Genomic DNA, 26286 nt, shown 5'->3' with positions numbered 1-26286 from the left:
GGCGTGTTTCGTCGGTTGCCCCTCGTCAATTGTCGCGGAAGGCGCGGGCGAACTGGTCGCGCAGCGGCTTGGTGAGATAGCTCAGCATGGAGCGGCTGCCCGTCTCGATGAAGATCTCCGCCGGCATGCCGGGCAGCAGCTTCAGCTCGGGCCAGCGGGCAAGATCGCGCTGGTCCACAGCCACCCGCACCGCATAGTAGCTCTGATGCGAGTTCGGATCGGTGGTGCGGTCCGGCGCCACGAGCGTGACCGAGCCGGTGATCTCGGGCGTCGCGGTGGAGTTGAACGCGGTGAAGCGGATGCGGGCGTGCTGGCCCTTGCTCACCTGATCGACGTCGGCGGGACTGATCGAGGCTTCCACCAGCAGCCGGTCACGATCGGGCACCACCTCCAGGATGGTCTCGGCCGGTCGCACGACATCGCCGATCGTCGCGAATTGCAGCTTGTCGACCGTGCCGGAATAGGGTGCGCGGATCACGCTGCGCTCCTGCACGTCGGCCGCGTTGACGCTGCGGATGCGCTCCTGATTGAGGTTGCCGTTGATCGCGGTGAGCTGGGTGCCGGCATCGGCCCGCCGTGTCTCGCCCAGCTGGATCAACTGCTCCTGCGCCTCGGTGATGCGGGCCTGCGTCTGCGCGATTTCGGCCTGCAGCGAGGCGATGTTTCCTTCCATGTCGGCGCTGGTCCGTTCGAGCTGGTTCAGCCGGCTGATCGTGACGAGCCCCTGGTCCCACAGCTCCTTCACGCCGCGGCGCTCGGGCTCGATCAGCGTGGTCTGCTTGCGCAGCGCGGCGATCTGCGCCTGGTAGCCGCCGATCTGCTTGCGATACTGCGCCATCCGCGCGGCCAGCTGCGCGCGCATGCCCGCCTGCTCGGCGCGGCGGATGCGGAACAGCTTCTCCTCGTCGGCCATCGCCTGCCGTGCGCCCGCATCCTGCCGCGTGCGCAGATCGTCCGGAAAGACGATCGATCCGGTGCCGAGGCGTTCGGCCTCCAGCCGGGCGCGCTGCGCCATCAGCTGCCCGACCGTCAGGCTCGACAGCGTCGACTGGGCGCCGGTGACGTCATCGTCGAGGCGGATGAGGATGTCGCCCTTCTTCACATGGTCGCCATCGTGCACGTAGATCGCGGCGATCGTGCCGCCGTTCGGATGGGCGACGCGCTTCACCCGCGATTCGACCCCGACCTGTCCGCTGCCGACCACCGCGCCGCCGATCGGGATGAGGACGGCGAGCAGCACGAACGAGAGCACCAGCGCGCCGACGGCGATCAGCGCGGCGCGGCGACGCCCCTGCAAGGCGAGTTCGGGATCGTAGCCACCGCTCCGCTGACGGCCGACGATCGCGAGGGAAGGATTGTCGCTCATCGGGCACCTCCGGCCGCGCGCTGCGGCGTTGCTGCGGGATTGCGCGCGGCGGGCTTGGCCAGAACCTTGCCGAGCACCTCGTCACGCGTGCCGAACGCCTCCTGCTCGCCGTCGCGCATGAAGAGCAGATGGCTGACATGGGACAGCGTGGACTGCCGGTGCGCGACGAGGACGACGATGCCGCCGCGCGACCGCACCGCCGCGACCGCGCTCTCGAGCGCCGCCTCGCCGACCGCATCCAGGTTCGAGTTGGGCTCGTCCAGAACCACCAGGAACGGATCGCGGAACAGCGCCCGCGCGAGGCCGATGCGCTGGCGCTGGCCGGCGGACAGTTCCGCGCCGTCATTGCCGACGGGCGTGTCATAGCCCTGCGGCAGCGCGACGATGAGGTCGTGCACCGCCGCCGCGCGGGCGGCGGCGATCACGTCTTCCGACGCCGCTGCCGCATCGAAGCGGGCGATGTTCTGGGCGACGGTGCCGTCGAGCAGCTCGACCATCTGCGGCAGGTAGCCCGTCGCCGCGCCCAGACGCTCCGGATCGCGCTGGTCCAGCGTGGCGCCGTCGAGCCGAATCGCGCCGCGCGCGGCCGGCCACACGCCCAGCAGGGCGCGCACCAGGCTGGTCTTGCCCGCGCCGCTTGGCCCGATGATGCCCAGCGCGTCGCCTGCGGCAAGCTGGAACTGCACGTTCCGCACGGTCAGGCGCTGCGTGCCGGGCGGTGCCACGGCAAGCTGGCTCACCGTGACGTCGCGCGACGGTGCCGGCAGCTCCACCGCCAGGTCGGCGGGCCGGGGCGCGCGCGACAGCAACTCGTCCAGCCGCCGCCAGGCCGCGCGTGCGGCCGCAAAGCTGCGCCAGTTGGCGATGGCGGTGTCGATCGGCGCGAGCGCCCGGCCGGAGAGGAGCGACGACGCGAAGATCACCCCGCCGCTCGCCTTGCCGTCGATCACCAGCAGCGCACCCACGGTGAGGATGGCGGACTGGAGGAACATGCGGAAGACCTTGCTGGCCCCGCCATACAGCCCGACGGCGCGCGCCAGCCGGCTCTGCGCTTCGAGATGGGCGTGATCCACCTCGTTCCACCGGCCGCGCATCCGGTTGCGCATGCCGAGCGCGGAGAGGATCTCGACATGCCGCAGGTTGCTTTCCGCCAGCGCGTTCCGCCTGCCGGTGATGACGGCCATGTCCTGCGTCGGGGCGCGAACCGCGCGATCCGTCACCACTGTCAGGGCGATCATCACCAGCGCGCCCGCCGTCGCGGCCACGCCGAGCCAGATGTGCAGCAGCGAGAGGATGGCGAGGAACAGCAGCATCCAGGGCAGATCGATCAGCGTCGCCGGCCCCGGGCCGGAGAGGAACCCGCGAACGAGATCGAGGTCGCGCATCGGGGTGAGCCCGTCCCCGCCCAGGCGGGAGCCGCGCAGGGCCACCTCGCTCATCAGATCCTGCACGCGGAGCGCCAGGCTGCGGCTCAGCGCGCCGCCGACGTCGTTCATGATCCGCGACCGCATCGTATCGAACAGCGCCTGGAAGGCGTAGACCAGCGCGACGAGGCCCAGCAGGCTGAACAATGTGGGCAGGCTGTGGCTGGGCAGCACCGAATCATAGACGAGCATCATGTAGATGGAGCCGCCGAGCAGCAGGACGTTGAGCACCGCGCTGAGCAGGATGACGGTGCCGAACGTGGCGCGATACTGCGTCAGCGCCTCTTTCAGGGGAGAAGCCCTGCCTGTGCCGAAAACCACGTTCCACCTCGCGCGCGAAGGCCCGCACACGGCGCGGGCGATCCGGGCATTAATTCGAAGTGGTTAATATATGTCGCATGCCGTTTACATTCGGCGGCCGCCTGCACGCCCATCGATGTGGCTTCGGGGCGCCCTAACAAGCGGCGTGCTCCCGGTGCTGCGATCCTGCGCAGCGTCCCCGCCGCGCAGGATTGCAGATAATGGCTTGGTGCCGGGGAGAAGCCCCTAGCGGGCCTGGCCGCCCGCGGTGTTCGGCTTGTAGTCGTTCGCGTAGGTGATCTGCCCCTCGTCCCGCAGCGCCTTGGCGCGCTGCTTGATCGCGGCGTCGACGCGTTCCAGCACCAGCCGCTTGCGCGCGATCTCGGCCACGTCCGTGCCGCTCCGCTCGCTGGGCCGCGATCCGACGAGCTGGCTGGAGATCGCCATGCCGCCCTGCACCGTGATGATCGGCTCGCCGGACGTGAGCAGCGCCTTCAGCACGTCGTCGGTCAGGGTGGCGCTGTCCACGTCGATCGTGCCGCGGTTCACCGCCGCGCCACGGCCGCGCAGCATCTCGGCCAGCGCGTCATTCGTCTTCACGGGCTTGAGCGCGTCATATTCGGCTTCCGTCTTCGGCGCCGGGAAACGCAGCTGATCCACCATGAGGATCCGCTGGCCGCCGGTGGCGCCGCCGTACCGCGCGAGATAGGCGTTGACGTCGCTCTCGCTGGGCGTCCGCTGCGCGTTGCGCACGAGCACGGCAACGTTCCGCTGCGCCAGCAGCAGCTCGGCCGCGCGGCGCTGTTCGAGGATGTAGGCGGGTTCCTTCTCCAGCCCCTGCTTGCGGGCATCCTCCGCGAACAGCTTGCGATCGATGATGGCCTGCAGCGCGGCGGCGCGGCCCTCCTTGGTCGCAGCGCCCTTGGCCTCCAGGTTCAGCTCGCTCAGCGTCACGTCCTCACCGTTGACCGTCGCCACGGTCTGGCCGGAGGGCTTCCGCTCGCCACAGGCGGCGGTGGCGAGCAGCGCCAGGATCAGCGCGCAGCGGAGCGGGGCGCGGGTATGGAGGGGGACCAACATGGGCAAGACCTTTCTGAATGAACTGCGGTAAGCGGGTCGCGCGGCCATTGTCACGCCATGCGTATCGGAGACTGGAATGGAAACCATATATGACTGGCTGTCGCTGGCGGTTTTCGCCGGTCTGGTGGTCCTGCTCCTCCAGCGGTCGACCGCCGATACGCTGGTTGATTCGATGTGGCACTATCTGCCGCCGGCACTGGGATGCGCCGGCGGCAACTGGCTGGGCAATCACGGCTATCACATTCCAGCCGTCATCGCGCTCGTCGGTACGTTAGCCTATATTCACTTCGTCCTCCGCCCGTTCAGCCCGCCGCGCTGAGCGGCCCGCCGAGCAGGGCGCGGCCCTCGCCGCCGGAGACGGCGAACAGCGTCTGGGCGAAGCGCGTCAATGTGGCGAGCGCCAGCTGGGCGTTGGCCTCGATCATCGACATGCGGACGAGCGCGCCATCCGGCACCAGCCCCGCGACATTCTGCATGGCCAGCGTCCATCTCTGCTCGTCCCAGTCGCGGGGGAAGCTGTTGCCGATGCGCGTCCAGTAGAGCACCTGCTCCACCCGATCGCCGCGCTCGGTGGAGAGGAACTTGGCGTTGGCCTGCAGCCCGGGACGAAGGGTGAGCGCGACATCGCGCGTCGCGGTGATCGTGAAGCCGGAACCCGGATAACATGATTCGGGGCGGTGGATCATCAGCATCCCGCTCTGCGCCCGATCATAGGCGATCACCAGCATCACCGGCGCGTTCACGCCGTCGCCATAGGTGCGGGTGAGCTGGTTCTGGTAGATCTTGCTGGTGTCGCGCGTGTCTTCCGGCGGCAGCACGAACGTGTCGCCGGCACCGACCCGCCACGCGCCGACATGGCCGGGCACCACCGCGTCGAACGTGCCTTCGGGCACGGCCTCGATCCGCGTCCGTGGCAGCCGTGCGAACGTGGCCGCCGCTGTCGCCAGGAACAGCCCGCCCAGCAGCATGCCGCGCCGGTGCAAAGCCGCCGGCGGCATCGGCTGGCCCGTGGCGGTGAGATCGCCGCTCATCGCCGGAACCCCCAGCGGGAGACGAGCGGGTGCAGAACCGCATCCAGCCCGATCAGCAGCACCATGGACAGCATGAACACGAAGATACCGGCGGCATCGTGCGTGACGCCCTGCCCCGCCGCCTCGCCGAACTGCAGGGTGATGAGGATCAGCAGCACGATCCGCAGGAAGTTCGCCACCATCGCGATCGGCAGGATCAGCGCCGTCAGCAGCAGGGCGTAGCGCGGTGCGCTGCCGTGGCGGACGTAGACGTAGAACAGGCTGAGCGCGCTGATGCCGATCAGCGAATTGACCCCCGAGCAGGCGGTGGCGACGAGGAGCTGGTAATTGTCCACCTGGATGTTCACGCCGGTGCTGCCGACGGGCAGCCCCAGGGCGGAGAGCGTGCTTACCGCGAGATCGGAGATCGCCAGCTTCAGCGGCTGCGTGCCCACCACCAGCCAATTTTCCGGCGGGGTGATGAGGAACAGGAAGTAGATGCATGGGAACCAGAAATGGCGGCACACCGCCGGCCCGTAACGCAGATAGGCCAGGGTCAGCAGGATCACGTAGAGCGCACCGCATTCCAGCGCGAGCACGCTCGTGATGCGCCCGGCCATGTAGACGGCCAGCGCGGCGAAGAGCGCGAGGCCGACGGGCAGGAAGCGCTGCGCCACCCCCCGGCTCAGCACCGCGCGCTCGCGCCAGATCAGCCATATGCCCGTCGCCAGCACGATCGGGCCGTGGCCGCCGGCGTCGCCGGACCAGCTCCAGTTCGCTAGCCGGTAGAAGGTCGGCAGCACGAGCGCGGCGAGGCCCAGCGCGAACAGCCAGTTGGCGGCCAGCGTCTCACGCAGACCACCGGGAACCATGCCGCTTCGCGGTGGAGGCGGCAGCCCCGCCACCGTGGTATCTCGCGCACCTGATGCCATGCCATGCCGCCCGAACAAGGGCGGAAGCGCCCGGGCATTTTGTAGCATGGGCGGGTTAACGAACCAACAGTGCGGGATGCGGGCGATGCCGTCGCTAGTAGAGCCAGCGGCTCCATTCCGCCACCGGGCGCCAGTCCCCCGCCACCGGCGAGAGCGCGTAGGTGACGCCCCAATGATCCGCCTTCACGGTGACGAAGGCGAACTCGCGCGCGCGCACCGGCGGCGACACCACGTAGCGCGGCGCGCAGCCGGGATCGAAACGGTTGACCAGCCACGGGCGGGCCACGACGCGCGGCGCCCATTCGGGACGGACCGTGACCGCATCCAGCACGCGCTGGCGCATCAGCGCGCGCGCCGCGCCGTTCAGGCGGAACTGTTCCAGCGGCGGCAGGCGCGCGCCGTCGCCACCGGGCTCCGCGAGGCGGGTGGACATCGGCGTGAGCGCATCGCCGCGGGACACCTGCTGCACCGGCGCGCCGAGCGGGCGCGGCGGGCTCCATCCAACGAGGTGCCGCACCTCGGGCGGGCCGCTCGCCATGTTGGCGAAGATCTCCAGCGGCTTGCCGCTCGTCGTCCGGTCCACGCAGACGGTATTTGCCTCCGATGCCAGCAGCCGGATCGTCGCGCGCACGATTTTGTCCGAGTCGTCTAGCGGCGCCGGGGCGGAGGAGCATCCGGCGGCAAAGGCGGCCAGCCCCGCCGCGACGACGATCCGGCGCGGATCGTTAACGTTCAACGCCATGCAAAATCGCGGGAAAAAGGCGGTTTGCAACCGAAGCGGTGTCTCATGTGTATCGCATAACGCGCTTGATCTTGGCCCGCAATTCATGAAGGTTATCTTGCATGAGTGCCACTCCGTCAGACCTGCAGGCCGTACTGCGCAACCGGCGGGTGGCCGGTGTCGCCCTGCTGGTGGCAGCCACGCTTGGGGTAGGGCTGGAAGCGCGGAACGAGCGGGCTTTGTTCCTGACGCAAGGGCCGGGTGCGCTGCCGGGTGCGTTCGTGGCGCAGGTGCTTCCGTCCGTCGTCAGCTTCCCCGGTCGCGGCGGACGTGGCGGTGGCGTGGGCGGTGGCCGTGGTGTTGGCGGTCCGGGCCCCGTGGGTGGTCCGGTGGGTGGTGTGCCGGGAGTTGGTGGGCCGGGCGCGGACGGGCCGCTGCTGGCGTTCGCCGATCCCATCGGCGCCGTTGGTCCGCTTCCGGGCGGGTTCGGCGGGCCGAATGGTCCCCTCGTCGCGGGAAATAACGGCGGCAGCCTCGTCACGCCGAACGCGCCTGCGGGGCCGGGCGGTGGCGGGACGCTTCCGGGGGGTGGCGGTACGCTTCCCGGCGGCGGCGGCAACAATCCGGGCGGCGGCGGAACGGTGGTTCCACCCGTGCCGGAGCCGGGAACCTGGGCGATGCTGATCGGCGGCTTCGCCATGCTCGCGATCGCGCTGCGGCGCGGTCGACGGGGCAGGCCCACGCGCAGCCCTCGAGAGACCCTGCACCCTTAGCTGAGGTGGAGCTGGTTGCCGTTGATCGTCACGGAGCCGAGCTTCGTGAGCATGTTCTGGCCGAGCAACGAGACCGGCAATCCACGATCGACGACCAGCGTGTCCAGATCCCGCACCTCGTGTCGGCCGATCCGCAGGCTCCTCGCGTGCGACCACCGCATGGCGGTGGCGCCGGCCGCGGTGCCGATGCGCCCGCGCGGGCCGTGCAGCGCCACGCCGGCGCGCCTGGCGTCCGCCCGGCGGAGGATGGTGACGCTCGCGCCCGTATCGATCAGGAAGCGCACCGGCGTGCCGTTGACGAGCGCGTTGACGTAGAACAGCCCGTCCCCGCTGCGGTTCACCTCCGCGATGGGGCGGGGCGGGGCGGCCTGGATTTCGCCGGCGACGGTCGTGTCGACCGCCCGGCGCTGGCCGGGCAGCAGATCCGCCAGGCCGGGATCGCCCGAGAACAGGAACGCCGTGACGAGGCAGGCGGATGTGAGGACGGGAAGCTTTGCCATGCCCCCGCTATGCCGGATCCGCCTGAAGGCCATCCTTGCAGGCAGGCTTAATCCGGCCTTGACGAACGAATGTTCTCGCCCACTGCGGATCGGGACGGTTCGTTCCGCTTACGCCGATGCCGGCGCGTCGCCGTCCAGTCTGCGGGTGGTGCGATGCAGCACGAAAAGCTGCCAGAGACCGAGCAGCACGAAGAATAATGCGGCGATCGCGAGATTGGACGCCACGACCGTACGCCCCCAGCGCAGCGACCCCTCGCTCGCATAGAGCACATAGTGCGGCTCCGGCACTATGTAGCCGGCATAGCGGAACAATTGCCGCAGCTCGCCCGGCAGACCGTCGCGGCGGAGTATGCCGCGCCGCGTTTCCAGCGGGCGCCCGGCCACGACCATTTCGTCCTGCCGCAGTTCCACGAAGTAGCGGATCGTGCGTCCGCTCGCGTCGGCGACGACCGGAGCGAAGCGCGTCTCCCGCCGGGCGGTCCACAGATCCTCCGTCAGGGCAGCCGTCCGCATGTAGACGATGTTGCCGCGCAGCAGCGTCGCCCCCTCGTGAACCTCCAGCGGCTGCGCGGCGACATCCACGGTCTGAACCGGTCCGCTCATGTCCGGCAGTGTGAGCATCGACAGGGCGGCGACCGCCGCGCCCAGGACGCACAAGGCGGCGGCGATGAACATGGCGCGCATGAAGCGACGCAAGCCCATCAGCAGATTGACGGCGGCGGTGGCGTGACTGGCGACCGCCTCCGGCTCCCACAGCCGACCGCGCACGAAGAAGAAGATCGGCGAGCCGAACAGCAGGGTGAGGATCAGATAGCTGAGGAGAGGGTAATAGCGCCCGAACAGGTTGAACTGCTGTTCGGCCAGAAAGACGATCAGCCCGCGATAGCTGACGGCCTGCCACAGGAACAGCAGCGCCACGAAGGCGGCCCAGCCGCAGGCCAGCAGGACTATGAGGCGGGCGCGCTTGCGTCGATCCGCCGGAGCATCGGCCCCGGATCCAGTCGATATCGAAGACTTCATCGAGTGAACATCTTCGGCCGCTCGCCGAATGTAAAGCGGTTAGGTGCCACCGGGGACATGTCGGCCATCGCCGAGGCGACAAAGAAAACAGCCCCCCGCTCGCGCGGAGGGCTGCTTTCACACCCGGAAAGACAGGCAGACCAAGCGTCCGCCTGTACCAATCGTTCAGGCGGTCGCGAGCGAGGCCAGGCCGCGACGACGACGCAGCGCGCCACCGATGAAGCCGAAGCCGCCGATCATCATCGCCCACGTGCTCGATTCCGGCACGACGGCCACGGACGCAACGTTGAAGTCGCCGAGATAATCCTGCGTCGAGCCCGGACCCACCGGGTTCACACGCGACGCGACCGAGTAGGCGCCGACGAGGTTGGAGCGGCCGCGGTTATAGTTGAAGCCATCGAGCGTATAGTCGCGACCGAAGAAGCGAGCCGGCCCACTGGTCGAGGTAAAGGTGTTGGTGACCGTGTTGTAGTCGCCGGTCAGCGTCTTGATGGCGCCGCCCATACCGTTGTCGAGGTTCAGCGTCATCGTGTAGACGAGATCGGAGTTGATCGCCGGGTTCGTCGCCGCTCCGGTCGGGAAGCCGTCGCCGACGCTCAGGAAGTTGTTGGAACCCGTGCTCAGGCTGAACGGCGAATAATCGTCGTTCGGGTTGAGCGAGGTGCCGACCGGGCTCTGCAGGAACAGGGTATAGAACGTGTCGGTGTTGTTGGTATTCCAGACCGTGCCGCTGGCGCCCGTTACGGCCGCGGAAACGAGACGAACCGCTGCGGACGCAGGCTGCGCCGCCGCCACGAAAGCTGCCAAGCTAATGCCGATTGCCTTGATCCACATACGTACGCACCCCCAACATTGACGATCTCGCATTCCCGCGTGCCGGGCGCGTTCACATCGTTTACAAACACCTAACTATCCATTTTCGTGCCGCAGCGCAACCGGGATGGAGGCAATTTTTGTTGACAAAACTGTCCCACCACAAAACACGCCAGCGCTAGCCAAGATCAAAAACCGCGGAAAACCGCCAATGTAACAAGATCGCTTATTAAAACAGCCGTTCGTGGACGAACAGCGTGTCGCCAGGCTGCACCGCACTCTCGAGATCGATTCTGCTTGATCGTCTTGCCGGCGCGGTAGATCGAGATCTTGCGCTCCGATCCGGCGAGGGTCGGGCCGCCGGCGCGGGCCAGCGCCTGCCGGATCGTCATGCCGGTGAGAATCGGGAACGAGCCGGGGCTGTTCACCTGCCCGTAGACGTAGATCGTCGGGGCGACCGGCACGTAGACGACGTCGCCGGCGAGAAGCGACGTGCTGCCGCTCCACTCGCCGCTCAGCGCGGCAAGCTGCACGCGATGTTCGACAGGGTCGTTCGCGCGCCGCACGATCGCGTAGTCGGCTCCGCCGTTGCGCACGCCGCCTGCGCGGGCGATCATCATCCCGATCGACATCGGCCGGTCCAGCGGATAGACGCCCGACGCATTCACCTCGCCGAACACGGTGATGGAGTTGCTGACATATTGCGTCACATCGACGCTGACGACAGGCTTGGTGAAGAAGCCGCCGGTCCGCAGCGCAGTGGCGATATCGGCGGAGAGCTGCCGCGCGGTACGGTCCCGCGCGGTGATTGTGCCGATGAAGGGTAGGCTGATCGTGCCGTCCTCCTTGATGCGGGTGCGCACCACCTGGTTCTGCGGCGAGGTGAACACCGTCACCTCCACCTCGTCGTTCACGCCCAGCACGTAGCCGTCGCCGGGTCGCATCGCGGCGGGCGGGGCGGGCATGGCCGGGGCGGAGGCGACCTGGGCGGCCACCTGGCCGGTGCCGGCGCACAGCATGAGTGCCGAAACCGCGACGCGAACATTGAAGTGCATCATCTTGTCCACCCAGATCAGAAGCGCGCGCCGAGTGACACGGTGACACTCGTCGAATCATAGTCGAACAGGGAATTCTGGCTGTCCCGCCAGCGATGGCCCACGCGCACGCCGGCGCGCAGCGTCTGGCGGATGTCGAGCGTGTAGCCGGCGGAGATGTTGCGCGTAAGATCGCCGCCACGCGCGATGCTGAGGCGCGGATCCTCGCCGCGGAAGCGACGGCGGGTCTGCGTGAACGTCGCATCCACCGCGCTGCGCTGCGTGATCGTGTAGCTCACCCGCGCCAGATAGCTGTCGACGATCGTATAGGATGCGTTGAACCCGGCCTGGCTCTGCGCATCGCGCGAGGCGGATGCGAGCACGGCGAAGCGCGGGATCGGCAGGTAGGTGATCTCGCCGTCGAACGAGAATCCGCCGAACGAGGGCACGCCCGGCCGGCGGGGGTTGGCGTGCAGGTAGCCGCCGCCGAGCCGCCCGCGCAGCCGCGGCGACACCGATCGGGAGAGCGCCAGCTCGATCCGGTCCGTCACCGTATTGTCCTCGAAGCCGAGCACCTGCGCGATGTTGTAGCGGTCGATCTTCGATCGGCTGCCCGTCAGCGTCAGTTCGCCCAGGCTCGGCCGCGCATAGGCCAAGCCGGCCGTGTAGGTCAGCACGTCGTAGTTGAACAGCGCGCGCCGGTCGCTGCTCAGCTTGCGATAGGCGACGCTGCCGAGCGGCGATATGCCCGCCGGCCGATCGCAGCCGGCATCGACCCCATAGGTCTGGATGTGGAGCGAGCCGCCCTGGTTGACGTCGAGCTCGTCGAGCTCGAACTGCTGGATCTGCACCCGCGCGTCTCCGCCGATATGGCAGAGAGAACCAACGCCGGTATCTATCCCGGTGCCAAGATCGATCCGGGCGTTGTTCAACTGCTTGAAACGGCTGTTGAAATCATAGCCCGCACGCCCGGCAAGCGACACCCGCGTGCGCCCGAAGATGCGGTTCAGCCGCACCGCCACGCCGGGATCGACGCGGATATTGTCCTTGGATCCGGCGAGGCGCGCGTCGCTCGCCCGCAACACGTTGGTGTCGTAGGTCGCGGAGATGTCGGGCGCCAGGACGAAGCGTTCGGTATTGCCGGCGATCGCGGTGACGAGCGGCGATCGCGCCGATCGCGTCTGTGCCGCCGCCGGCGCAGTGCATGCCAGCGTGGCGAGGGCGAAGGTGATTATGCCACACGCCTCGCGGCGCGCGGGCCGACCGAGTCGCCACGCCTGCCCACGCTCCGTGGCCGGATGTCCGTCTAAGTACCGCAAGAACGTCGCCCCTTCTCGTGCTTTTCTCGCGTACCTGACATGTCGCGTCAAATTGTAAACGATCGCTGGCGCATGACGCAATGCGGCGGTGCAATATCGCAGGCGAAGGCTTATGCCGCCTTCGAGCGACATGTCACCCGCGAATCGGTCATACATTACCGGAGGTGCAGATGCAGGTGGTGGAAACGGGCGAGGTCATCGCGCGCGACACGGCACCGGCCGACGGCGAGGGGCAGGGCGGGCTGCCACATGCCCTGCAGAGCCACATCGGGCCGCTGGACGGGCTTCGGGGCTGGGCGGCGCTGATGGTGGTCATCGGGCACCTGCACGAGTTTGGAATCAATACGTTTGTCACCGGACCGCTGGGCAATTACGGCGTTTTCCTATTCTTCGTGCTCAGCGGCTTTTTGATGGGCCACTTGTATATGGCAAAGCCGATCAACGCCGGTCGGGTGCGCGTATATTTTGCAGCCCGTGTCTCGCGGATCGTTCCGCTCTACTATGCAACCGTGATGGCGGGTTTTCTCATAGGCCGCCTTGCTGATCCTGCATTCCCGTTTGCGATGAACGGAACGCAATTGGCAAAGCATCTGACATTCGGTGGAAGCGTCTCCGTTTTCTGGTCGATCGGTCCGGAGTTCCAATTCTACTTCTTATTTCCGCTATTGTGGTGGATCGTCAGCATACCGCGCGCCCGCGCGGAGCCTTGGATTGTGTCTGCTGCCTTTACTACGATCCTAGCAGTCACTTTCCGATCGATGTGGCCCGGCATTTTTGTGCTCAGCAAGCTCCACATATTCTTGGTCGGGATCGGCTTGGCATCTCTGCGGCGTCACATCAAAGGCGAGATCGCACGAGGTCCACTGATAGCGATGCAGCTGAGTGCACTATTAATTCTTATGTTTCTGCTGCTTCCACAAGAAATAGCCGGATCGATCATCTATCCAACGTCCAAATTTGATCTTAAGCACAACGAATACTATCAGGATTTTGGTAAACTATTTCTGCTTGGCTGGGTGGTTTTTGCGTTCACGTTTGAAAGCCAACTCGCAAATGTCATTTTCTCCAATCGCGTTATGAAGATAATCGGAAAATATAGCTTCTCGATATATCTTCTTCACGTCCCGATAATCTACCTGCTCGTTAAAGGTACAGCTTTCGACGCTCTAGTGCTGCCGCTGAAATTGTTGGTTTTGCTGGGAACGATCCTATGCGCCTGTGCTCTGTCGTTCCGCTTGCTGGAGGAGCCCGCACGAGTAGCGACGCGCAAGTGGCTGATCTGGCTGTTTGAGCGCATCGGCGATTGGCTTGCGCCGCGAGGCGCTGGCGACCGAGTCGCGGGCGTCAAGGGCTAACGCGACTCGATTGCCATACTTCTTTGTAGACCGGAGCAGGACTGCCCGTATGGCGCGTTCTCGGTCCGGCCTCATACAGACCATCGTCGATCCGTCTTAGACGAACGAGACCCCCCCGGTCACCAGCGCGGCGAGTGCCGCCTTAGTTGGCGCCGCGCTAAGGTTCAGGCCGTTGCTGCTCGGGTGGACGCCGTCTGAGACCATCAGGTTGCTCGTGCCCGATGCGGTGCCGCCGGTGCCGTCCGTCTTCCAGTAGTGATTGTCGCCGGCATCGGCCACCGGGGTCAGCGAATCGGGCACGCCGCTTACCGTGCCGTCGCCGGCCCACGCGGCGAACTGCGTGTGCAGCTGGTCGCGCAACTCGCCCGCGCCCCAGCCGGATTTCGGCCGCATCGCCGCCTTCGAGCGAAAGTCGTCGTGCAGGTACGTCACCTGCGCGCTGTTGACGGTGGGTGTGCCGCTGGGCGTACCCACCGGCGTATAGGTCACCTGCGTGCCGCTCAGCACGGTGATCGGCGTGCCCGCCGCACCGCCGGCGCTGCCCCAGTTGCTGCCGCCCACCACCGAGACGCGGTAGCTGGCGCCGTTGACCAGGCCCGCCGTGCTGTCGACCGTCGCCGTCACCTTGCCCGTGCCGCCGTCATAGGACAGTGCCGAAATGCCGATGCCGGGAAACACGTTGGTCAGCAGCCTCGGCCGCAGGATCTGCCTGACGCCCGCCGTGCGCATCGCGCCGAACATCGCCTGCATGTTCGTCGTGATCTGTGCGAAGGTCTGGTTGTAGGCGCTGATGTCGTTGGTCCCGTCCTCCACGATCGCGCAATTCGCGTGGGCGAACAGCTGATCGCGATAGGCGTGCGCGGCCGCATAGCCCTTCAGCCCCGCGCCGATCTTGGCGCACAGCAGGCCGGGATAGCTCTGGGTGGAGAGGTTCGCCGCCGCCGCGTCCCAGCCCAGCGTGCGCGGGCCCTGGCCGAACGAGAAGATGCTGTCGCCGTGCAGCATCGTCGCCGGAGTGTTGGGGCTCGCGAACTCGCCGATAACCGCGTTGACCAGGCCGAAGGCGCCGGCCGGATGCGTGCTCGCCCCGGTCGGCGTCGCCATCGCGCCGGTGGCGGAGACCTGCTCGATATGGTTGGCCGGATCGTAGAGGCGGAAGCTCGCGCCCGACGGCACGGTGATCCCGCTGGCAGAGCCCACCAGCGCGCCCGAGGGCAGCACCTGCCCGGCCGTCGTGTCTCCCTGATAGCGCACCCAGATCGTCGCGCCGGCGGCGAACTCGGCGGCGCCGAACGCGGACGGCAGGATGTCGTCGGTGAAGTACATGTAGGCGGCGCCGTCGATCGTGCGCCCGTTCGCGCCCGAGAAGCCGAGCCGCACGGATGCGCCGCCATATTCCAGGAACACGTCGCTCAGCGTGTAGCCGCCGGCGATCGTCACCTCATAGGGGGCGCTGTCGTCGAGCGACCACAGGTTGAAGCCGATCCGCAGCCGCTTCATCGCCGACAGCGGGGACACGACATGCGCCGAACGCCCGACGAAGCGGGTCTTGCCCGCCGGCACGCTGCTCGATTGCTTCGGCCCGATCTGCTGGTTGTGCGTGGCGAACAGCAAGCGGGCGGGGGCGGGCGCCGGCGGCAGCTTGCGCCGGCCCAGCACCGCGCGGCGGCGTTGACCGCGCAGCATCAGCGCGGCACCGTCACGAGGGTCAGCGCGCGGTCGGCCGCCTGGTTCACCGCGCCGGCCGACGTGCCGGAGCGTAGCCGCAGGTAGCGCACGCCGAGGAACACCGCCGGATCCACCACGATCGCCCGGCCGCCTGCCACGATCGAGGTGGAGAGCGTCACCTCGCCGCTGACGTCGAACAGGTCGGCGAAGGTCGTGCCGCTGGACGAGCTCTGGAAGCTGATCGCCGCCGCGGTCCAGCCGGCCGGCACCACGATGCGGTGCAGCCGCTCGCCGGCGAGATCGACCACCGGCGACAGCGACGTGCCGGCCGCGATCGTGGCGGTCGCGACAGCGGCCGGCGGTGCCGAGCGCACGTCCACCGCCAGCGATCCGAACGCCACGGGCAGCGGATGATCGCCATCCACCGGCGTGGCGACGGCGCCCTTCGCGCCGAACGCCACAGCGACGCTCGGAACGAAGCCGCCCGGAGCCAGAACCTGCGCGTCGATGTCGGGCATAGAATATCTCCTCGAACAGCCGTGTTGCAGCCGCCTCGTCTCACGTTTCAGGTAAGGTAGGAAAATGGAAATAACCTATCTGGTTACGCCAGCGTGCCGCTTGGCTTCCGTCGCCTCACGTTGCGCGATTGGCCGAAGACGTTGCGAGGATGCATCAGCGGGATTGACACGGCGCCGTCGAAAGTTCCGGTTGTCGAGCGCGCAGAAGGTTTAACCGCGACGCCACAGGCGCCACGCGGTGCGGGCTCTACCGTCGGATAATACGACGGAAAGCGCCGTCAGGCCGAGAGCCTGGCCTCCGGATGATCCTGGGGCCGCAGCACCCGCTCGGCCACCTCGTCCCAGCTGAGGAAGCGGCGCGGCGCCACCGCGCCGGCCATCGCCAGCGCCCGCCGCACCGCCGCCTCCATCAATGCCGCGTCGCCCGGCGTATAGCCGGAGCGGGTGGGGTTGTCGCCCACCGCGAAATCCGGGCACACCGCCGGCAGTGCCAGCAGCTCGTACTGCGCCAGCTTCAGGCTCGATTCGGCGAGATACTCCACCCCCGGGGCGGGCCGGTAAGGCGCGATGCCGATCGTCGCATGCTTGACGTAGGGCAGCGTGTCGCGAAACTTCATCTCGGCGTGCACCGTCACGTTCGGGGGCGCGTCGAAGCTCGTCCCGCAGCCGATGACGTGGAACTGCACCTCGGGCACGCGCGGTGCCACCAGCCGGAAGAAGTCGGCATCGAACAGCATCGAGCCGACCGCGATCGCGCTGAGGCCGGCGGGGTAGGGGCTCGGGCCGACATTCGCGAAATCATCGGCATTGATGCCGAACTCTGCGCGAAACAGCCGGTCGCCCGCCCAGAGGAAATCCTCGACCATCTTCGGAGAGCGCAGGCATACGTGATCGACCAGCGCCGCATCCTCCACCAGCCGCCGGCGGATGAACGGATGCGCGCCCACCGTGTCGAGCCGGTCGGTTGCGTAGTAGATCACCTTGGCCTGCGGGTTGAGCGCCTTGATCCGGCGCAGCGATATGGCCGCCACGCTCGATTCGATAATGATGAAGTCGGCCGCCCTGAACAGCCCGTCCACCGTCCGGTCGGAGAGGCGCGCGTAGAGCGGATAGATCGCGTCCATCACGCGGTTGAGCAGCCCGCTGCGGGAGGCGAACGGGTGCGCCAGCGTGCGCCAGAGATAGCAGCGCACCCCGTCCACCATCTCCACGCGATTGGCCCTGTCCCACAGGAACAGCCGCGAATCGCCGGTCAGCTTCGACAGGTGGCTGAAGCGGGTTGAGACGAACGACACGTCGTAGCCTGCCCGCACCAGCCCGTCGGCCACCTGCTGGATGCTCGCCTTCTTGGGCGTCCGATAGTCGTGATAGGCCGAGAGGAAGACGACCCGGCCCTTGGTCGCGCTCATCGTTTCGGCGTTCCGAGCGCCGCCGTGTAGAGCGCCGCGATGTCGCGCGCGCGATGCTCCCAGGTGAAGTGGCGCTTCAACGCCGCCACCTGCTCGTCTCCGATCCGCTCGTCCGCCACCCGCGCGAGCAGGGCGGCAAGCGCGTCGATGTCGCCGACCGGGTAGGTCGTCTCCACGCCGCCGACACTGGTGATCGCGAGATTGCCGGGGATCCGGGTGCAGACCACCGGCAGGTGGGCGATCAGCGCCTCCAGCAGCACGGTCGGCAGCCCCTCCTGCTCGGAGGCGAGGACGAAGGCGTCGGCGCCCGCCACCATCGCCGCGACGCCGGCATCGTCGACGAAGCCGTGGAAGGTCACGCGATCGGTGACGCCGAGCGATCCGGCCAGCGCCTCCAGCTCCTCGCGCTGCGGCCCCTTGCCCACGACGTGGAGCTGCGCCTGCGCCAGCCCCGGCCGCGCCAGTGCCTTGATGATGTCGCCCACGCGCTTGACCGGATCGAGCCGGCCGACGGTTAGCAGCGCCGGTCGCCCCGCCAGCCGCTGCACGTCGGCCCCGCGCGGCGGCACGATCAGGTCGGCTTCCATGATGCAGTTGGGGATGATGGTGGTGCGCGCGTCCGAGATGCCGCGCGCCTTCAGCCACCCGCGCCAATAGTCGGTCAGCAGGATGGTCTGCGCGCCCTTCTCCAGCAGGAATTTCTCGGCGGTGCGGTCCCACACCGCCTTGAACGCGGCGTTGGCGGGGCCGTGCGGCTCGTAGAAGGCGTGCGGCGTGTAGAAGAACGGCTTGCCCGCCAGCTTCGCGCGGATCGCCCCCGCCACCGCATATTTCGATCGCGCGCCGTGGACGTGCACCACGTCCGCCCAGGCGACATGCGGGGCGAAGCCGGTCGCGGTCGCCACCACGGACTCGTAGGATGCGCCGGTCGCCTCGGCATCGGGCGCGATCACGCGCACCGCGTGCCCGTCCGCCACCAGCGCCTTGGCCAGGCCATGGATGTGCCGGGCCGTGCCGCCGCCGCCGCGCAGCGGCTCGAAATCCTTGTGGAGGTGGAGGATGCGCATCGGGCTCAGGCCGCCTTCAGCACATCATCCTCATGCACCGTATGCCCGAGATCGCGGATGATGCGGGCAAGCGCCTGCCGCACCGGGATCTGCGCCTGCCAGCCGCGCTCCGCCAGGATCTTCTCCGGCGCGCCCAGCTGCTGCAGCCGGTCGATCTTGCGGAAGCGGGTCGGATCGCTCTCGATCGTCACGTCCACGCGCAGCAGATCGCCCATCAGCTGCACCAGCTCGGCCACCGACAGCTCCTTGCCGGTGCAGATGTTGAAATAGTCCACGTCGGGCCCGCGCTTCAGCCCGGCCAGCAGCGCCACGAAGGCGTCGGCCACGTCGTCGGTGTGGATATAGTCGCGCTTCGGCTTGGTGTTGCCAAGCTTCACCGTCACCGGCCCCTCGCCGGCGGTCAGCTGCGAGAGCAGGTCGGGGATCAGATGCCCGTTCGGGTCGCCGGTGCCGATCGTGTTGAACAGCCGGCCGATATGCGCCCGCCCGCCCGTCCGCCCGGCCCAGCCCGCCACCTGATACTCGCCCGAAAGCTTGGTGATCGAATAGACGTCGGTCGCCCCGATCGGCGTGGCGGCCTCCGTCAGCGGGCCATCCTTCCACTGGTAGACGGCGCCCGAGGAGGTGAACACGATATCCCTGATCCCACCCTCGCTCGCCGCGTCGAGCAGCGTCTGCGTGCCCATGACGTTGACGTCGAAGGCGAGGTGCGGCTCGCGCTCGCAGGTGGGAATATGGTGCACCGCAGCAAGATGCAGGATCGCCTCTGGCTTATGCTCGGCGATGATCGCGCGCATGGCCGCACCGTCGCGGATGTCGGCCTCGATCGGCACCACGCCGTCGCGGGCGTCGGGCAGGGGCAGGTTGACGTAGAGATTGTCGACGACCACCTGCCGGACGCCCAATGCCTCCAGCCTGGGAACGACGCGGGAGCCGATGAACCCGGCGCCCCCCGTCACCAGAACCTTAGCGTAGGGGAACTCGCCAGACGCCGTCGCCATTCAAACCACCCTGCCGGTTATGATCCGGTCCGGACGTATCCGAATCGTCCGGACGTGGCTAGTGCTGCACTGCGGCGTTAAGCATCATTACGGTACGGCGGGCTCCCTGCCGGCTTGCCGATCACCGGCGACTGTGCGTATCAGTGCGTGTCAAGCGGGTCGCCCGCCATCGAATGAGCCGAAATGGCAAGCGTCGCACCCTATTCCAGCACATTGTCGCCGCGCGCCGATCCTGCGTCTCGTGCCGGCGCAGGCATGTGGGAACAGGTCGCGCTGTCCGCCCTGGTCATCCTCGGCTGCGGCTACAACGGCCTGCTTGCCATCGTCAACGCGCACGCCTTCCATCTCAGCGGATCGGCGGCTGTGCTGGCGGAGGTTCTGATCCTCGCCTCCGCCATGCTCGTCATCCTGCCGCGCTTGTCGATGGCCGATCTGGTGCCGCTCGGCTTCCTCTATGTCAGCCTGACGCTCGGCGTCATCATCTCGCTCGTCAACGGCGCGTTCTACCCCGATGGTATCCGCAACATGGCCATCGTGGGCGTGTTCACCCTGCTGGGTACGCGAGCCACCAACCGCACAGCGACCACCACTATCACCATTCTCTGCGCGATCGTCTTCGTCGTGCTGCTGCTGGAGATCGTGTCGCTCGACAGCTATGTCACGGTGTTCCGTCCGGCCGACTATCTCGAGTCCACGCGCGGCTTCCGCAATTCCGAGTTCAACGAATCGGGCCTGTTCAACAATGCGCTCGGTTTCGAGGGGCGATTCAGCTTCGGCCTCCTCAACGTGCCGCGCACCTCGTCGATCTTCATCGAGCAGGTCAGCCTGTCCACCTTCGCGTCGGTGGTGGCGCTGGTGCTGATGGGCGGCGCGGACCTGTTCCGGCGGTGGCAGCGCATCCTGCTGATCGCGCTGCCCGTGCTGATCGCAATCTCGAACAACGGGCGTGCCTCCTCGTCGCTCTGTGCGATCTTCCTGGTCGGCTTCTTCGTCTTCCCGTTGCTCCCGCGCTGGACGAACCTGCTCGTGCTGCCGACGATCCTCGCGGCCGGCCTAGCGATCTACCCCTTCGCCGACGAGCGTACCGACGATCTCGTCTTTCGCGTGCACTGGGCGCTCAAGAACATCTTCGACATGACGATCGGCCAGTATTTCGGCACCGACGTGGGCTTGGCGTGGCGCTATTATGACAGCGGCTACGCCTTCCTCATCAATTCCACCACAATGTTCGGCGCCATCATGCTGATCGCCTATACGCTCACCCGGGTTCCCGGCGTCGGCCGGCGCGGGCGGCGGGTCGCGCTGGCCCTGCCGATCTACCTGTTCGCCTCGCTGCTGGTCAGCGGCAGCTCGATCTTCTCGATCAAGACGGCCGCGCTCGTCTGGTTCTTCGCCGGCTGGATGCATCGCGTCGTCTGGGAAGAGCGGGCGGGCACCATGCCGGTGGAGGCGGTGCGATGATCCGCCGGCCAATGGGAAAGCGGCGCGCGCTGGCGCTCTGCGGCGCGCTGGGTGCCGCCGCGCTGGCGGGCGCGCTGCTGCTGGCCGCGCCGGCGCCTCCTGTCGCGAAGCCGGGGCGGCCCCTGCCGCAGCGCTTCACCGGCGTGAACCTCGCCTCGGGCGAGTTCGGCGGCAAGCGCATTCCCGGCCGCTACGGCTTCGACTATGTCTACCCGACCCCCGCCGTGGCCCGTCCGTTCCTCGCCGCGGGGATGACGGCGGTGCGCGTGCCGGTGAAGTGGCGGCGCCTTCAGCCCGCGCCGTTCGCGCCGCTCGACCCCGTCGAGATGCAGCGTCTGGATGCGGCACTGCAGGGCCTGCGCGGGTTCCGCCTGGTGATCCTCGACGTCCACGATTACGGCAAGTTCGCGGGCCAGAAGCTGGATCAGCCCGCGACGTCGGGCGCCATCCTGGCGGATCTGTGGACGAAGCTGGCGACGCGCTACCGCTCCGATCCCCGTATCGCCTTCGGGCTGATGAACGAGCCGAACGGCATCGACGCGGCGGTATGGGCCGGGGTCGCCGCCGAGGCGCTGAAGGCGGTCCGGGCGACCGGCGCGAAGAACCTCGTGCTGGTGCCCGGCACCCGCTGGTCGGGCGCGCATTCCTGGACGAACGGCACGCCCTCCAATGCGGACGCGCTGGCCGGCCTGCGGGATCCGGCGAACAACATGGCGTTCGAGATGCACCAGTATCTCGATAGCGACTCGTCCGGCACGCATGAGGATTGCGTAGCGCCCGAAGCGGCCGCCGCTCGCCTCGGCGACGCGACCGAGTGGCTGCGGCGCAACCGCGCGCGCGGTTTCCTGGGCGAGTTCGGCGTCGGGCCGACGCCGCCGTGTCTCGCGGCGCTCGACGCGCTGCTGACCGCTATGGACCGCGCGCCGGACGTGTGGCTCGGCTGGACCTACTGGGCCGGGGGCGCGATGTGGGGCCCCTACGCGATGAGCGTGCAACCGACCGGCGGTGCTGCGAAGCCGCAGATGGCCGTGCTCGCCCGCCATCTCGCCGCCGGCGGCCGCTGAGTGGTTTCCGCGCCGTCAACCATGTCGCTTGTGCCGGTGCGAACCGCTTCGCCTTATTCACCGTCCAAGCGCGTTGTGCAGTGCGTCGTGATCGCGTAATCCGATGAGGTGGATGGTAGCTTGCAAAGCCCTGGAAAGATGAAGCTCGCCTCGCTGGTACGCTGGCTGGATGGGCGTTCGAAGGCGCGCCGCATCGATCACGCGACGATGCTGACCGAACCGCTCGAGCTCGCCGCCTCGGAAGAGATCACGGTGCTGCCGCACATCTCCGCCGAGGAGGGGGCGGCAATCGATCGCCGCACGCTCGCCCGGGTGTTCGATGCCGCCCACCCGGTGCGGACCCGCGCGGAGCTGCACGGGCGCGATCAGGAGCTCGGCTATCTCCTCACCGCGACGCTCGATTTCCGCCAGCACACCGTGATCCACGGCGCGCGCGGTTCGGGCAAGACCTCGCTCGTGCGCGTGTTCGGCGATCACGCCGATCAGAGCGGCGTGGTCGTCATCTACATGGCGTGCGAGCCGGAAAATTCCTTTGCCGAGCTGCTGCTCCCTTATCTGCAATCGATCCCGCCGGCGGCCTTCCTGCCCGGGCAGAAGGATCAGTTCAGGCGCCGGCTGGATGCGCTGCCGGCCGATTTCGGCCCGCGCACCTTCGTCGAGCTGGTCGCCGAGTCCGTCGGCTCGCCTGTCGTGCTGATCTTCGACGAGTTCGATCGGATCACCGACGCGGGCGTCAAGTCGGACATCGCGGCGGCGATGAAGCTGCTCTCCGATGCGCTGGCCGACGTGCTGTTCATGCTGGTGGGCATAGCCCGCAACGTGGGCGAGGTGGTGGACAGCCACCCGTCGCTGCGCCGGCACATGCGCGTGGTCTCGATCGGCCGCATCCTCGATGCCGCCGTCGAGGAACTGATCGATCAGGGCGAGCGCAGCGCCGGCCTCGCTTTCTCTCCGGACGCCCGGGCGCTGATCGCGCGCGCTGCCTGCGGCTCGCCCTATCATGTGCGCACCTTCTGCCACCACGCGGCGCTGGCGGCGCTGCGCCACGGCGGCCCGATCGACGCGGCCGACGTGCGGGCCGGCCTGCAGGCCGCGTTCGACGGCTGGGCCCGCATGAACGAGGACGACGCCGCCACCTTCGCTGCCGCCCTCCGCTCCTCCCGCTCGCCCGACGCGATCGAGCGCGCCGCCGGCGCCGCCGCGCGCAAGGACGCGGTGGATGCCGGGTCGCGCACGGCGCTCGCCCCGGTCGAGAGCGCGCTGGTGCCGATCGGCGACGGGGACGACTTGCTCGCCTTCCGCGACAGCCTCGCTCCGCAATATCTGATCGCGCTCATCATCCTCAGCCAAGGCGCGGAGCCGGAACGCGCCTCCGCCGCCGCTTAACGAGAGGCTTGCATGCTCTTACCAGTCGATCTGCTTGCCGCGATCAGGGTGCGCTGGCGCCTTGAAGTGGCGATCCTCGCCGCGGTGATGCTGCTGGTCCTCGTCTGGATCGCGCTTTCCCCCCGCAGCTACGTCGCCAGCGCCTCGCTGCTGTTCGAGGATCGGCGCGATCCGGTGGAGGATGTCGCCGCCGCGCAGGAGAATATCACGGCGCTTCTGGCCACGCAGGCCGACGTGCTGCAGAGCGAGGCGATCGCCACCGGCGTCGCCCGCTCGCTCAACCTGGCGGCCTCGCCGGAGGCGACGGAGAGCTGGCGGCGCAGCACCGGCGGCGTGGGCGACATCAACGCGTGGATGGGACGCCAGCTTCTCCCCTCGCTGGACGTGGTGCCGGAACGCAGTTCGCGCGTGCTGACGATCCGCTACAAGTCGGCCGATCCGAACAGCGCCGCCGCCATCGCCAACACCTTCGCCTCGTCCTACCTCGATGCGCGGTTGCGGCTGGAGACGGACCCGGCGCGTACCTATTCGCGCTGGTTCGAGGATCGTACCCGCGAGGTGCGCCTCGCGCTGGAGCAGGCGCAGGGGCGACTCACCGCCTTTCAGCGCAAGACCGGCATCGTCGATGTCGGTCCGGCCAATACCGACAGCGCGCGCCTAGCCGAGCTGGCCGGCCAGCTGACGAGCGCGGAGGCCGCCGCCGCCGATATCGGCGCGCGCGCCGGCCGCTCCGCCGCGCAGTCGCCGGAGGTGCTCTCGTCGGGCGTGGTGCAGGGCCTCCGCTCTCAGATCGCCGCCAAGACGGCGCAGGTCAGCCAGCTCAGCACCGAGTTCGGTCCCAACCATCCGGCCAGGCAGGCGGCCGAGGCGGAGCTTGCGGCGCTGCGCGGCAAGCTCGCGTCGGAGACGGGCGCCGCCGCCAACTCGGTCGGCGTCGCCAGCGGCGCGGCGGCCGCCAAGGAATCGGATCTGCGCGGCCGGGTGGAAGCGCAGCGCGGCCGGATGCTCGGCATGGCGCAGGAGCGGGCGCAGCTCGACGTGCTCCAGCGCGACGTCGACTCGGCCCGTGCCGCCTATGACGCGGTGACGCAGAAGCTCGGCACGATGCGTCTGCAGAGCGCCGCGCCCACCACCAACGTGCGTCAGCTCGATACCGCCACGCCGCCGCTGTTCCCGGCCACGCCCAACATGCCGCTGCGCTTCCTGCTCGGCACCGTGCTCGGCCTGCTGCTGGCGATCGGCACCGCGGTGTTGCTGGAGCTGCTGCGCCCGCGCGTCCGCACCGCCGCCGGCATCCAGGCGCTGGGCGGCGTGCCCGTGGTCGCGCGGATCGACTTCCAGCAGTCCCGTGTCGCCGGCCTCCTCCAGTCGAGGCCGGGCCTGTGAGGCTGCGGTCGAGCGGATCCGGCCGCGAGCCCGATACCGCCGCCGACCGGCGCCTGCCGCAGGGCAGCCGCACGCGCATCGGCGAATGGCTGAACCTGATGCCCGACGTGGCGGACGAGGTGCAGCGCCGGCAGGCGCAGACCGGCCACCTGTTCGGTGAGACGGCGGTCGAGATGGGTGTCGCGACCAACGGCGAGGTGCAGCGCGCGGTGGAGGAACAGCAGGGCTTCTCGGTGCTGACCCCCGGCGATTCGCGGATCGACCCGCTGGTCGTCGCCGCCTTCGATCCGGACGATCCGCTCGCCCGCTCGGCGCGCGATCTGCGGGCCGTCGTCAGCGGCGCGCGGCGGGCCGATGGCGGCAACGTGCAGAGCATCGCGCTGCTCGGGCTGGAGGCGACCGGCGACACCAACCTGCTGGCCGCGAACCTTGCGGTCGCCTGCGCCCAGGCCGGCTATCGCACGCTGCTGATCGACGCCAACTTCGCCAACCCGCAGCAGCACCAGCTGTTCGGCCTGCCGAACCGCGTCGGCCTCTCGACGATGCTTTCCACCGGCGAGACGAGCAGCCACGCCGCGCAGGACACCGCCATCCGCGGCCTGTCGGTCGTCACCGCCGGGCCGGCCGTGCCCAACGTGTCCGAACTGCTGGACCGGCAGAAGCTGGCCCACGGCGTCGACCAGGTGCTCGACGACTACGACCTGCTGCTGATCGACGCGGCGCGCGGCGACGAGATCGCCTTCGCCGCCTCGTTCGGGCTGGATGCGGCGGTGATGGTCGTGCGCCGCGACGTATCGGAGTCACGCCAGCTTCAGGCCTCGGTGGAGCGGCTGCGTCGCTTCGGCACGATCGTGCTGGGCGTCGTCCTTGTCGAGTAGCACGGCGCAGGCCGGCAACGACCCGACGGCGCGCCAACGCCCGCAGGCGCGGCCGGCGGCGAGCCGCCGCATCGGCCTGCTCGACGTTCGCGTCGCGACTGCGGGCGAGGCGGTGGCGCAGATCGTCGCGTCCGTCGGCGCCGGCGAGGCGCGGATCTTCGGCTTCTGCAACGCGCACACCGTGAACATGGCGGCGGCCGACCCGGCCTTCGCCAACGCCGCCGCCCGCGCCACGCTGTTCAACGACGGCATCGGCGTCGATCTCGCCAGCCGCTGGCTCTACGGCGCGCCGTTCCCCGACAATCTCAACGGCACCGATCTGACGCCCGCCGTGCTCGCCGCGCTGCCGCCCGGCACGCCGGTCTATCTGCTCGGCAGCCCGCCTGGCGTTGCGGCCGAGGCGCAGGCCGCCCTGGCCGCGCGCTTCCCGCAATGTCGCTTCGTCGGGGCCGACCACGGTTTCCTCGCGCCTGACGATGAGCCGGCCGTGCTGGCGCGCATCCAGGCATCGGGCGCGCGGCTGGTGCTCGTCGGCATGGGCCATCCGTATCAGGAGCTGTGGGCGGCGCGGAACGTGGCTCCGCTCGGCGCGACCATCATGTGCATCGGCGCCTTTCTCGATTTCTCGGCGGGTCGCGTGCCCCGCGCGCCCGGCTGGGCACGGAGGGCGCGGATCGAGTGGCTCTACCGGCTGGCGGTGGAGCCGCGCCGGCTCGCCCGCCGCTACCTGATCGGCAACGCCGCTTTCCTCCTCGCCGTGGCGCGCCAGCGCGCGCGGCGCACCTGAACCGAAGGGCCTCC

The 26286-nt window shown here is 68.5% G+C and carries 25 protein-coding genes; 9 read left to right on the top strand and 16 right to left on the bottom strand.

What is annotated here, in order from left to right:
* Window positions 1-25 precede the first annotated feature (25 nt).
* The 3 genes from GNT64_RS15090 to GNT64_RS15080 all read right to left on the bottom strand — a co-directional run bounded on the left by GNT64_RS15090 (window position 26) and on the right by GNT64_RS15080 (window position 4170).
* Window positions 26-1366: an HlyD family type I secretion periplasmic adaptor subunit gene (locus tag GNT64_RS15090; RefSeq protein ID WP_156680275.1), complete on the bottom strand. Its 1341-nt coding sequence runs from the start codon at window positions 1364-1366 to the stop codon at window positions 26-28.
* Window positions 1363-3111, bottom strand: a complete 1749-nt coding sequence (locus GNT64_RS15085; RefSeq protein ID WP_197277008.1) for a type I secretion system permease/ATPase — start codon at window positions 3109-3111, stop codon at window positions 1363-1365. The genes GNT64_RS15090 and GNT64_RS15085 overlap by 4 nt, the downstream gene beginning before the upstream one ends.
* 225 nt (window positions 3112-3336) lie before the next feature.
* Window positions 3337-4170 carry a SurA N-terminal domain-containing protein gene (locus tag GNT64_RS15080; RefSeq protein WP_156680273.1) on the bottom strand — a complete coding sequence of 278 codons (834 nt, stop codon included), beginning with the start codon at window positions 4168-4170 and terminating at the stop codon, window positions 3337-3339.
* A gap of 76 nt (window positions 4171-4246) precedes the next feature.
* On the opposite strand from GNT64_RS15080, the gene GNT64_RS15075 reads away from it, so the two are divergent.
* Window positions 4247-4489, top strand: a complete 243-nt coding sequence (locus GNT64_RS15075; RefSeq protein ID WP_156680272.1) for an XrtV sorting system accessory protein — start codon at window positions 4247-4249, stop codon at window positions 4487-4489.
* Here the strand turns inward: GNT64_RS15075 and epsI are convergent.
* From epsI to GNT64_RS15060, 3 genes are all read right to left on the bottom strand, one after another.
* Complete coding sequence (gene epsI / locus GNT64_RS15070) at window positions 4473-5201, bottom strand: exosortase-associated protein EpsI, V-type (RefSeq protein WP_156680271.1); 729 nt, start codon at window positions 5199-5201, stop codon at window positions 4473-4475. The genes GNT64_RS15075 and epsI overlap by 17 nt on opposite strands.
* Entirely contained in the window at window positions 5198-6052 is an 855-nt protein-coding gene (gene xrt, locus GNT64_RS15065) for an exosortase (protein ID WP_197277007.1), read from the bottom strand. The genes epsI and xrt overlap by 4 nt, the downstream gene beginning before the upstream one ends.
* Before the next feature lie 154 nt (window positions 6053-6206).
* A complete protein-coding gene (locus GNT64_RS15060) occupies window positions 6207-6854 on the bottom strand; it encodes a hypothetical protein (RefSeq protein ID WP_156680269.1) in 648 nt (215 codons plus the stop codon).
* A gap of 101 nt (window positions 6855-6955) precedes the next feature.
* On the opposite strand from GNT64_RS15060, the gene GNT64_RS15055 reads away from it, so the two are divergent.
* Window positions 6956-7606 (top strand): PEPxxWA-CTERM sorting domain-containing protein, encoded by a 651-nt coding sequence (locus GNT64_RS15055; protein WP_156680268.1) that lies wholly within the window; start codon window positions 6956-6958, stop codon window positions 7604-7606.
* On the opposite strand, the gene GNT64_RS15050 is transcribed toward GNT64_RS15055, so the two are convergent.
* From GNT64_RS15050 to GNT64_RS15030, 5 genes are all read right to left on the bottom strand, one after another.
* On the bottom strand, window positions 7603-8106 hold the full coding sequence (locus GNT64_RS15050) for a retropepsin-like aspartic protease family protein (RefSeq protein ID WP_197277006.1): 504 nt from the start codon (window positions 8104-8106) through the stop codon (window positions 7603-7605). The genes GNT64_RS15055 and GNT64_RS15050 overlap by 4 nt on opposite strands.
* A 108-nt stretch (window positions 8107-8214) precedes the next feature.
* Window positions 8215-9126 carry a hypothetical protein gene (locus GNT64_RS15045; protein WP_156680266.1) on the bottom strand — a complete coding sequence of 304 codons (912 nt, stop codon included), beginning with the start codon at window positions 9124-9126 and terminating at the stop codon, window positions 8215-8217.
* A gap of 165 nt (window positions 9127-9291) precedes the next feature.
* Complete coding sequence (locus GNT64_RS21985; RefSeq protein WP_231639032.1) at window positions 9292-9960, bottom strand: PEPxxWA-CTERM sorting domain-containing protein; 669 nt, start codon at window positions 9958-9960, stop codon at window positions 9292-9294.
* Window positions 9961-10127: 167 nt separating this feature from the next.
* Complete coding sequence (locus GNT64_RS15035; RefSeq protein WP_156680264.1) at window positions 10128-10997, bottom strand: SLBB domain-containing protein; 870 nt, start codon at window positions 10995-10997, stop codon at window positions 10128-10130.
* Between the two features lie 14 nt (window positions 10998-11011).
* Window positions 11012-12292 (bottom strand): outer membrane beta-barrel protein, encoded by a 1281-nt coding sequence (locus GNT64_RS15030; protein WP_197277005.1) that lies wholly within the window; start codon window positions 12290-12292, stop codon window positions 11012-11014.
* A gap of 170 nt (window positions 12293-12462) precedes the next feature.
* Between GNT64_RS15030 and GNT64_RS15025 the strand changes: the two genes are divergently transcribed.
* Window positions 12463-13647 carry an acyltransferase family protein gene (locus GNT64_RS15025; RefSeq protein WP_197277004.1) on the top strand — a complete coding sequence of 395 codons (1185 nt, stop codon included), beginning with the start codon at window positions 12463-12465 and terminating at the stop codon, window positions 13645-13647.
* Between the two features lie 96 nt (window positions 13648-13743).
* Here GNT64_RS15025 and GNT64_RS15020 read toward each other — a convergent pair whose 3' ends face one another.
* From GNT64_RS15020 to GNT64_RS15000, 5 genes are all read right to left on the bottom strand, one after another.
* Entirely contained in the window at window positions 13744-15333 is a 1590-nt protein-coding gene (locus GNT64_RS15020) for a hypothetical protein (protein ID WP_156680261.1), read from the bottom strand.
* Window positions 15333-15833, bottom strand: coding sequence for a hypothetical protein (locus tag GNT64_RS15015; RefSeq protein ID WP_156680260.1), 501 nt, complete (start codon window positions 15831-15833; stop codon window positions 15333-15335). Before GNT64_RS15015 ends, GNT64_RS15020 begins: the two co-directional genes overlap by 1 nt.
* Window positions 15834-16111: 278 nt before the next feature.
* The gene (locus GNT64_RS15010; protein ID WP_156680259.1) at window positions 16112-17242 is read right to left on the bottom strand and encodes a GumK N-terminal domain-containing glycosyltransferase; all 1131 of its coding nucleotides are present in this window, start codon (window positions 17240-17242) and stop codon (window positions 16112-16114) included.
* Window positions 17239-18309, bottom strand: a complete 1071-nt coding sequence (locus GNT64_RS15005; protein ID WP_156680258.1) for a glycosyltransferase family 4 protein — start codon at window positions 18307-18309, stop codon at window positions 17239-17241. The genes GNT64_RS15010 and GNT64_RS15005 overlap by 4 nt, the downstream gene beginning before the upstream one ends.
* A gap of 5 nt (window positions 18310-18314) precedes the next feature.
* Window positions 18315-19310, bottom strand: a complete 996-nt coding sequence (locus GNT64_RS15000; RefSeq protein WP_156680257.1) for an NAD-dependent epimerase/dehydratase family protein — start codon at window positions 19308-19310, stop codon at window positions 18315-18317.
* A gap of 183 nt (window positions 19311-19493) precedes the next feature.
* Between GNT64_RS15000 and GNT64_RS14995 the strand changes: the two genes are divergently transcribed.
* The 6 genes from GNT64_RS14995 (at window position 19494) to GNT64_RS14970 (ending at window position 26272) form a co-directional block, all read left to right on the top strand.
* Window positions 19494-20771 carry a hypothetical protein gene (locus tag GNT64_RS14995; RefSeq protein WP_156680256.1) on the top strand — a complete coding sequence of 426 codons (1278 nt, stop codon included), beginning with the start codon at window positions 19494-19496 and terminating at the stop codon, window positions 20769-20771.
* A complete protein-coding gene (locus GNT64_RS14990; RefSeq protein ID WP_231639031.1) occupies window positions 20768-21835 on the top strand; it encodes a glycoside hydrolase family 5 protein in 1068 nt (355 codons plus the stop codon). Before GNT64_RS14995 ends, GNT64_RS14990 begins: the two co-directional genes overlap by 4 nt.
* 138 nt (window positions 21836-21973) lie before the next feature.
* Window positions 21974-23221: an ATP-binding protein gene (locus GNT64_RS14985; protein WP_156680255.1), complete on the top strand. Its 1248-nt coding sequence runs from the start codon at window positions 21974-21976 to the stop codon at window positions 23219-23221.
* Between the two features lie 12 nt (window positions 23222-23233).
* Entirely contained in the window at window positions 23234-24607 is a 1374-nt protein-coding gene (locus tag GNT64_RS14980) for a GNVR domain-containing protein (protein ID WP_156680254.1), read from the top strand.
* Window positions 24604-25485 carry a P-loop NTPase family protein gene (locus tag GNT64_RS14975; protein WP_156680253.1) on the top strand — a complete coding sequence of 294 codons (882 nt, stop codon included), beginning with the start codon at window positions 24604-24606 and terminating at the stop codon, window positions 25483-25485. The genes GNT64_RS14980 and GNT64_RS14975 overlap by 4 nt, the downstream gene beginning before the upstream one ends.
* Window positions 25475-26272, top strand: a complete 798-nt coding sequence (locus GNT64_RS14970) for a WecB/TagA/CpsF family glycosyltransferase (RefSeq protein ID WP_156680252.1) — start codon at window positions 25475-25477, stop codon at window positions 26270-26272. Before GNT64_RS14975 ends, GNT64_RS14970 begins: the two co-directional genes overlap by 11 nt.
* The last annotated feature ends 14 nt before the right edge of the window (window positions 26273-26286 follow it).

The sequence above is a fragment of the Sphingomonas profundi genome (assembly GCF_009739515.1).
Lineage (GTDB): Bacteria > Pseudomonadota > Alphaproteobacteria > Sphingomonadales > Sphingomonadaceae > Alterirhizorhabdus > Alterirhizorhabdus profundi.
The sequence above is the reverse complement of the archived record's forward strand: the minus strand, read 5'-3'. Positions and strand labels throughout refer to the sequence as shown.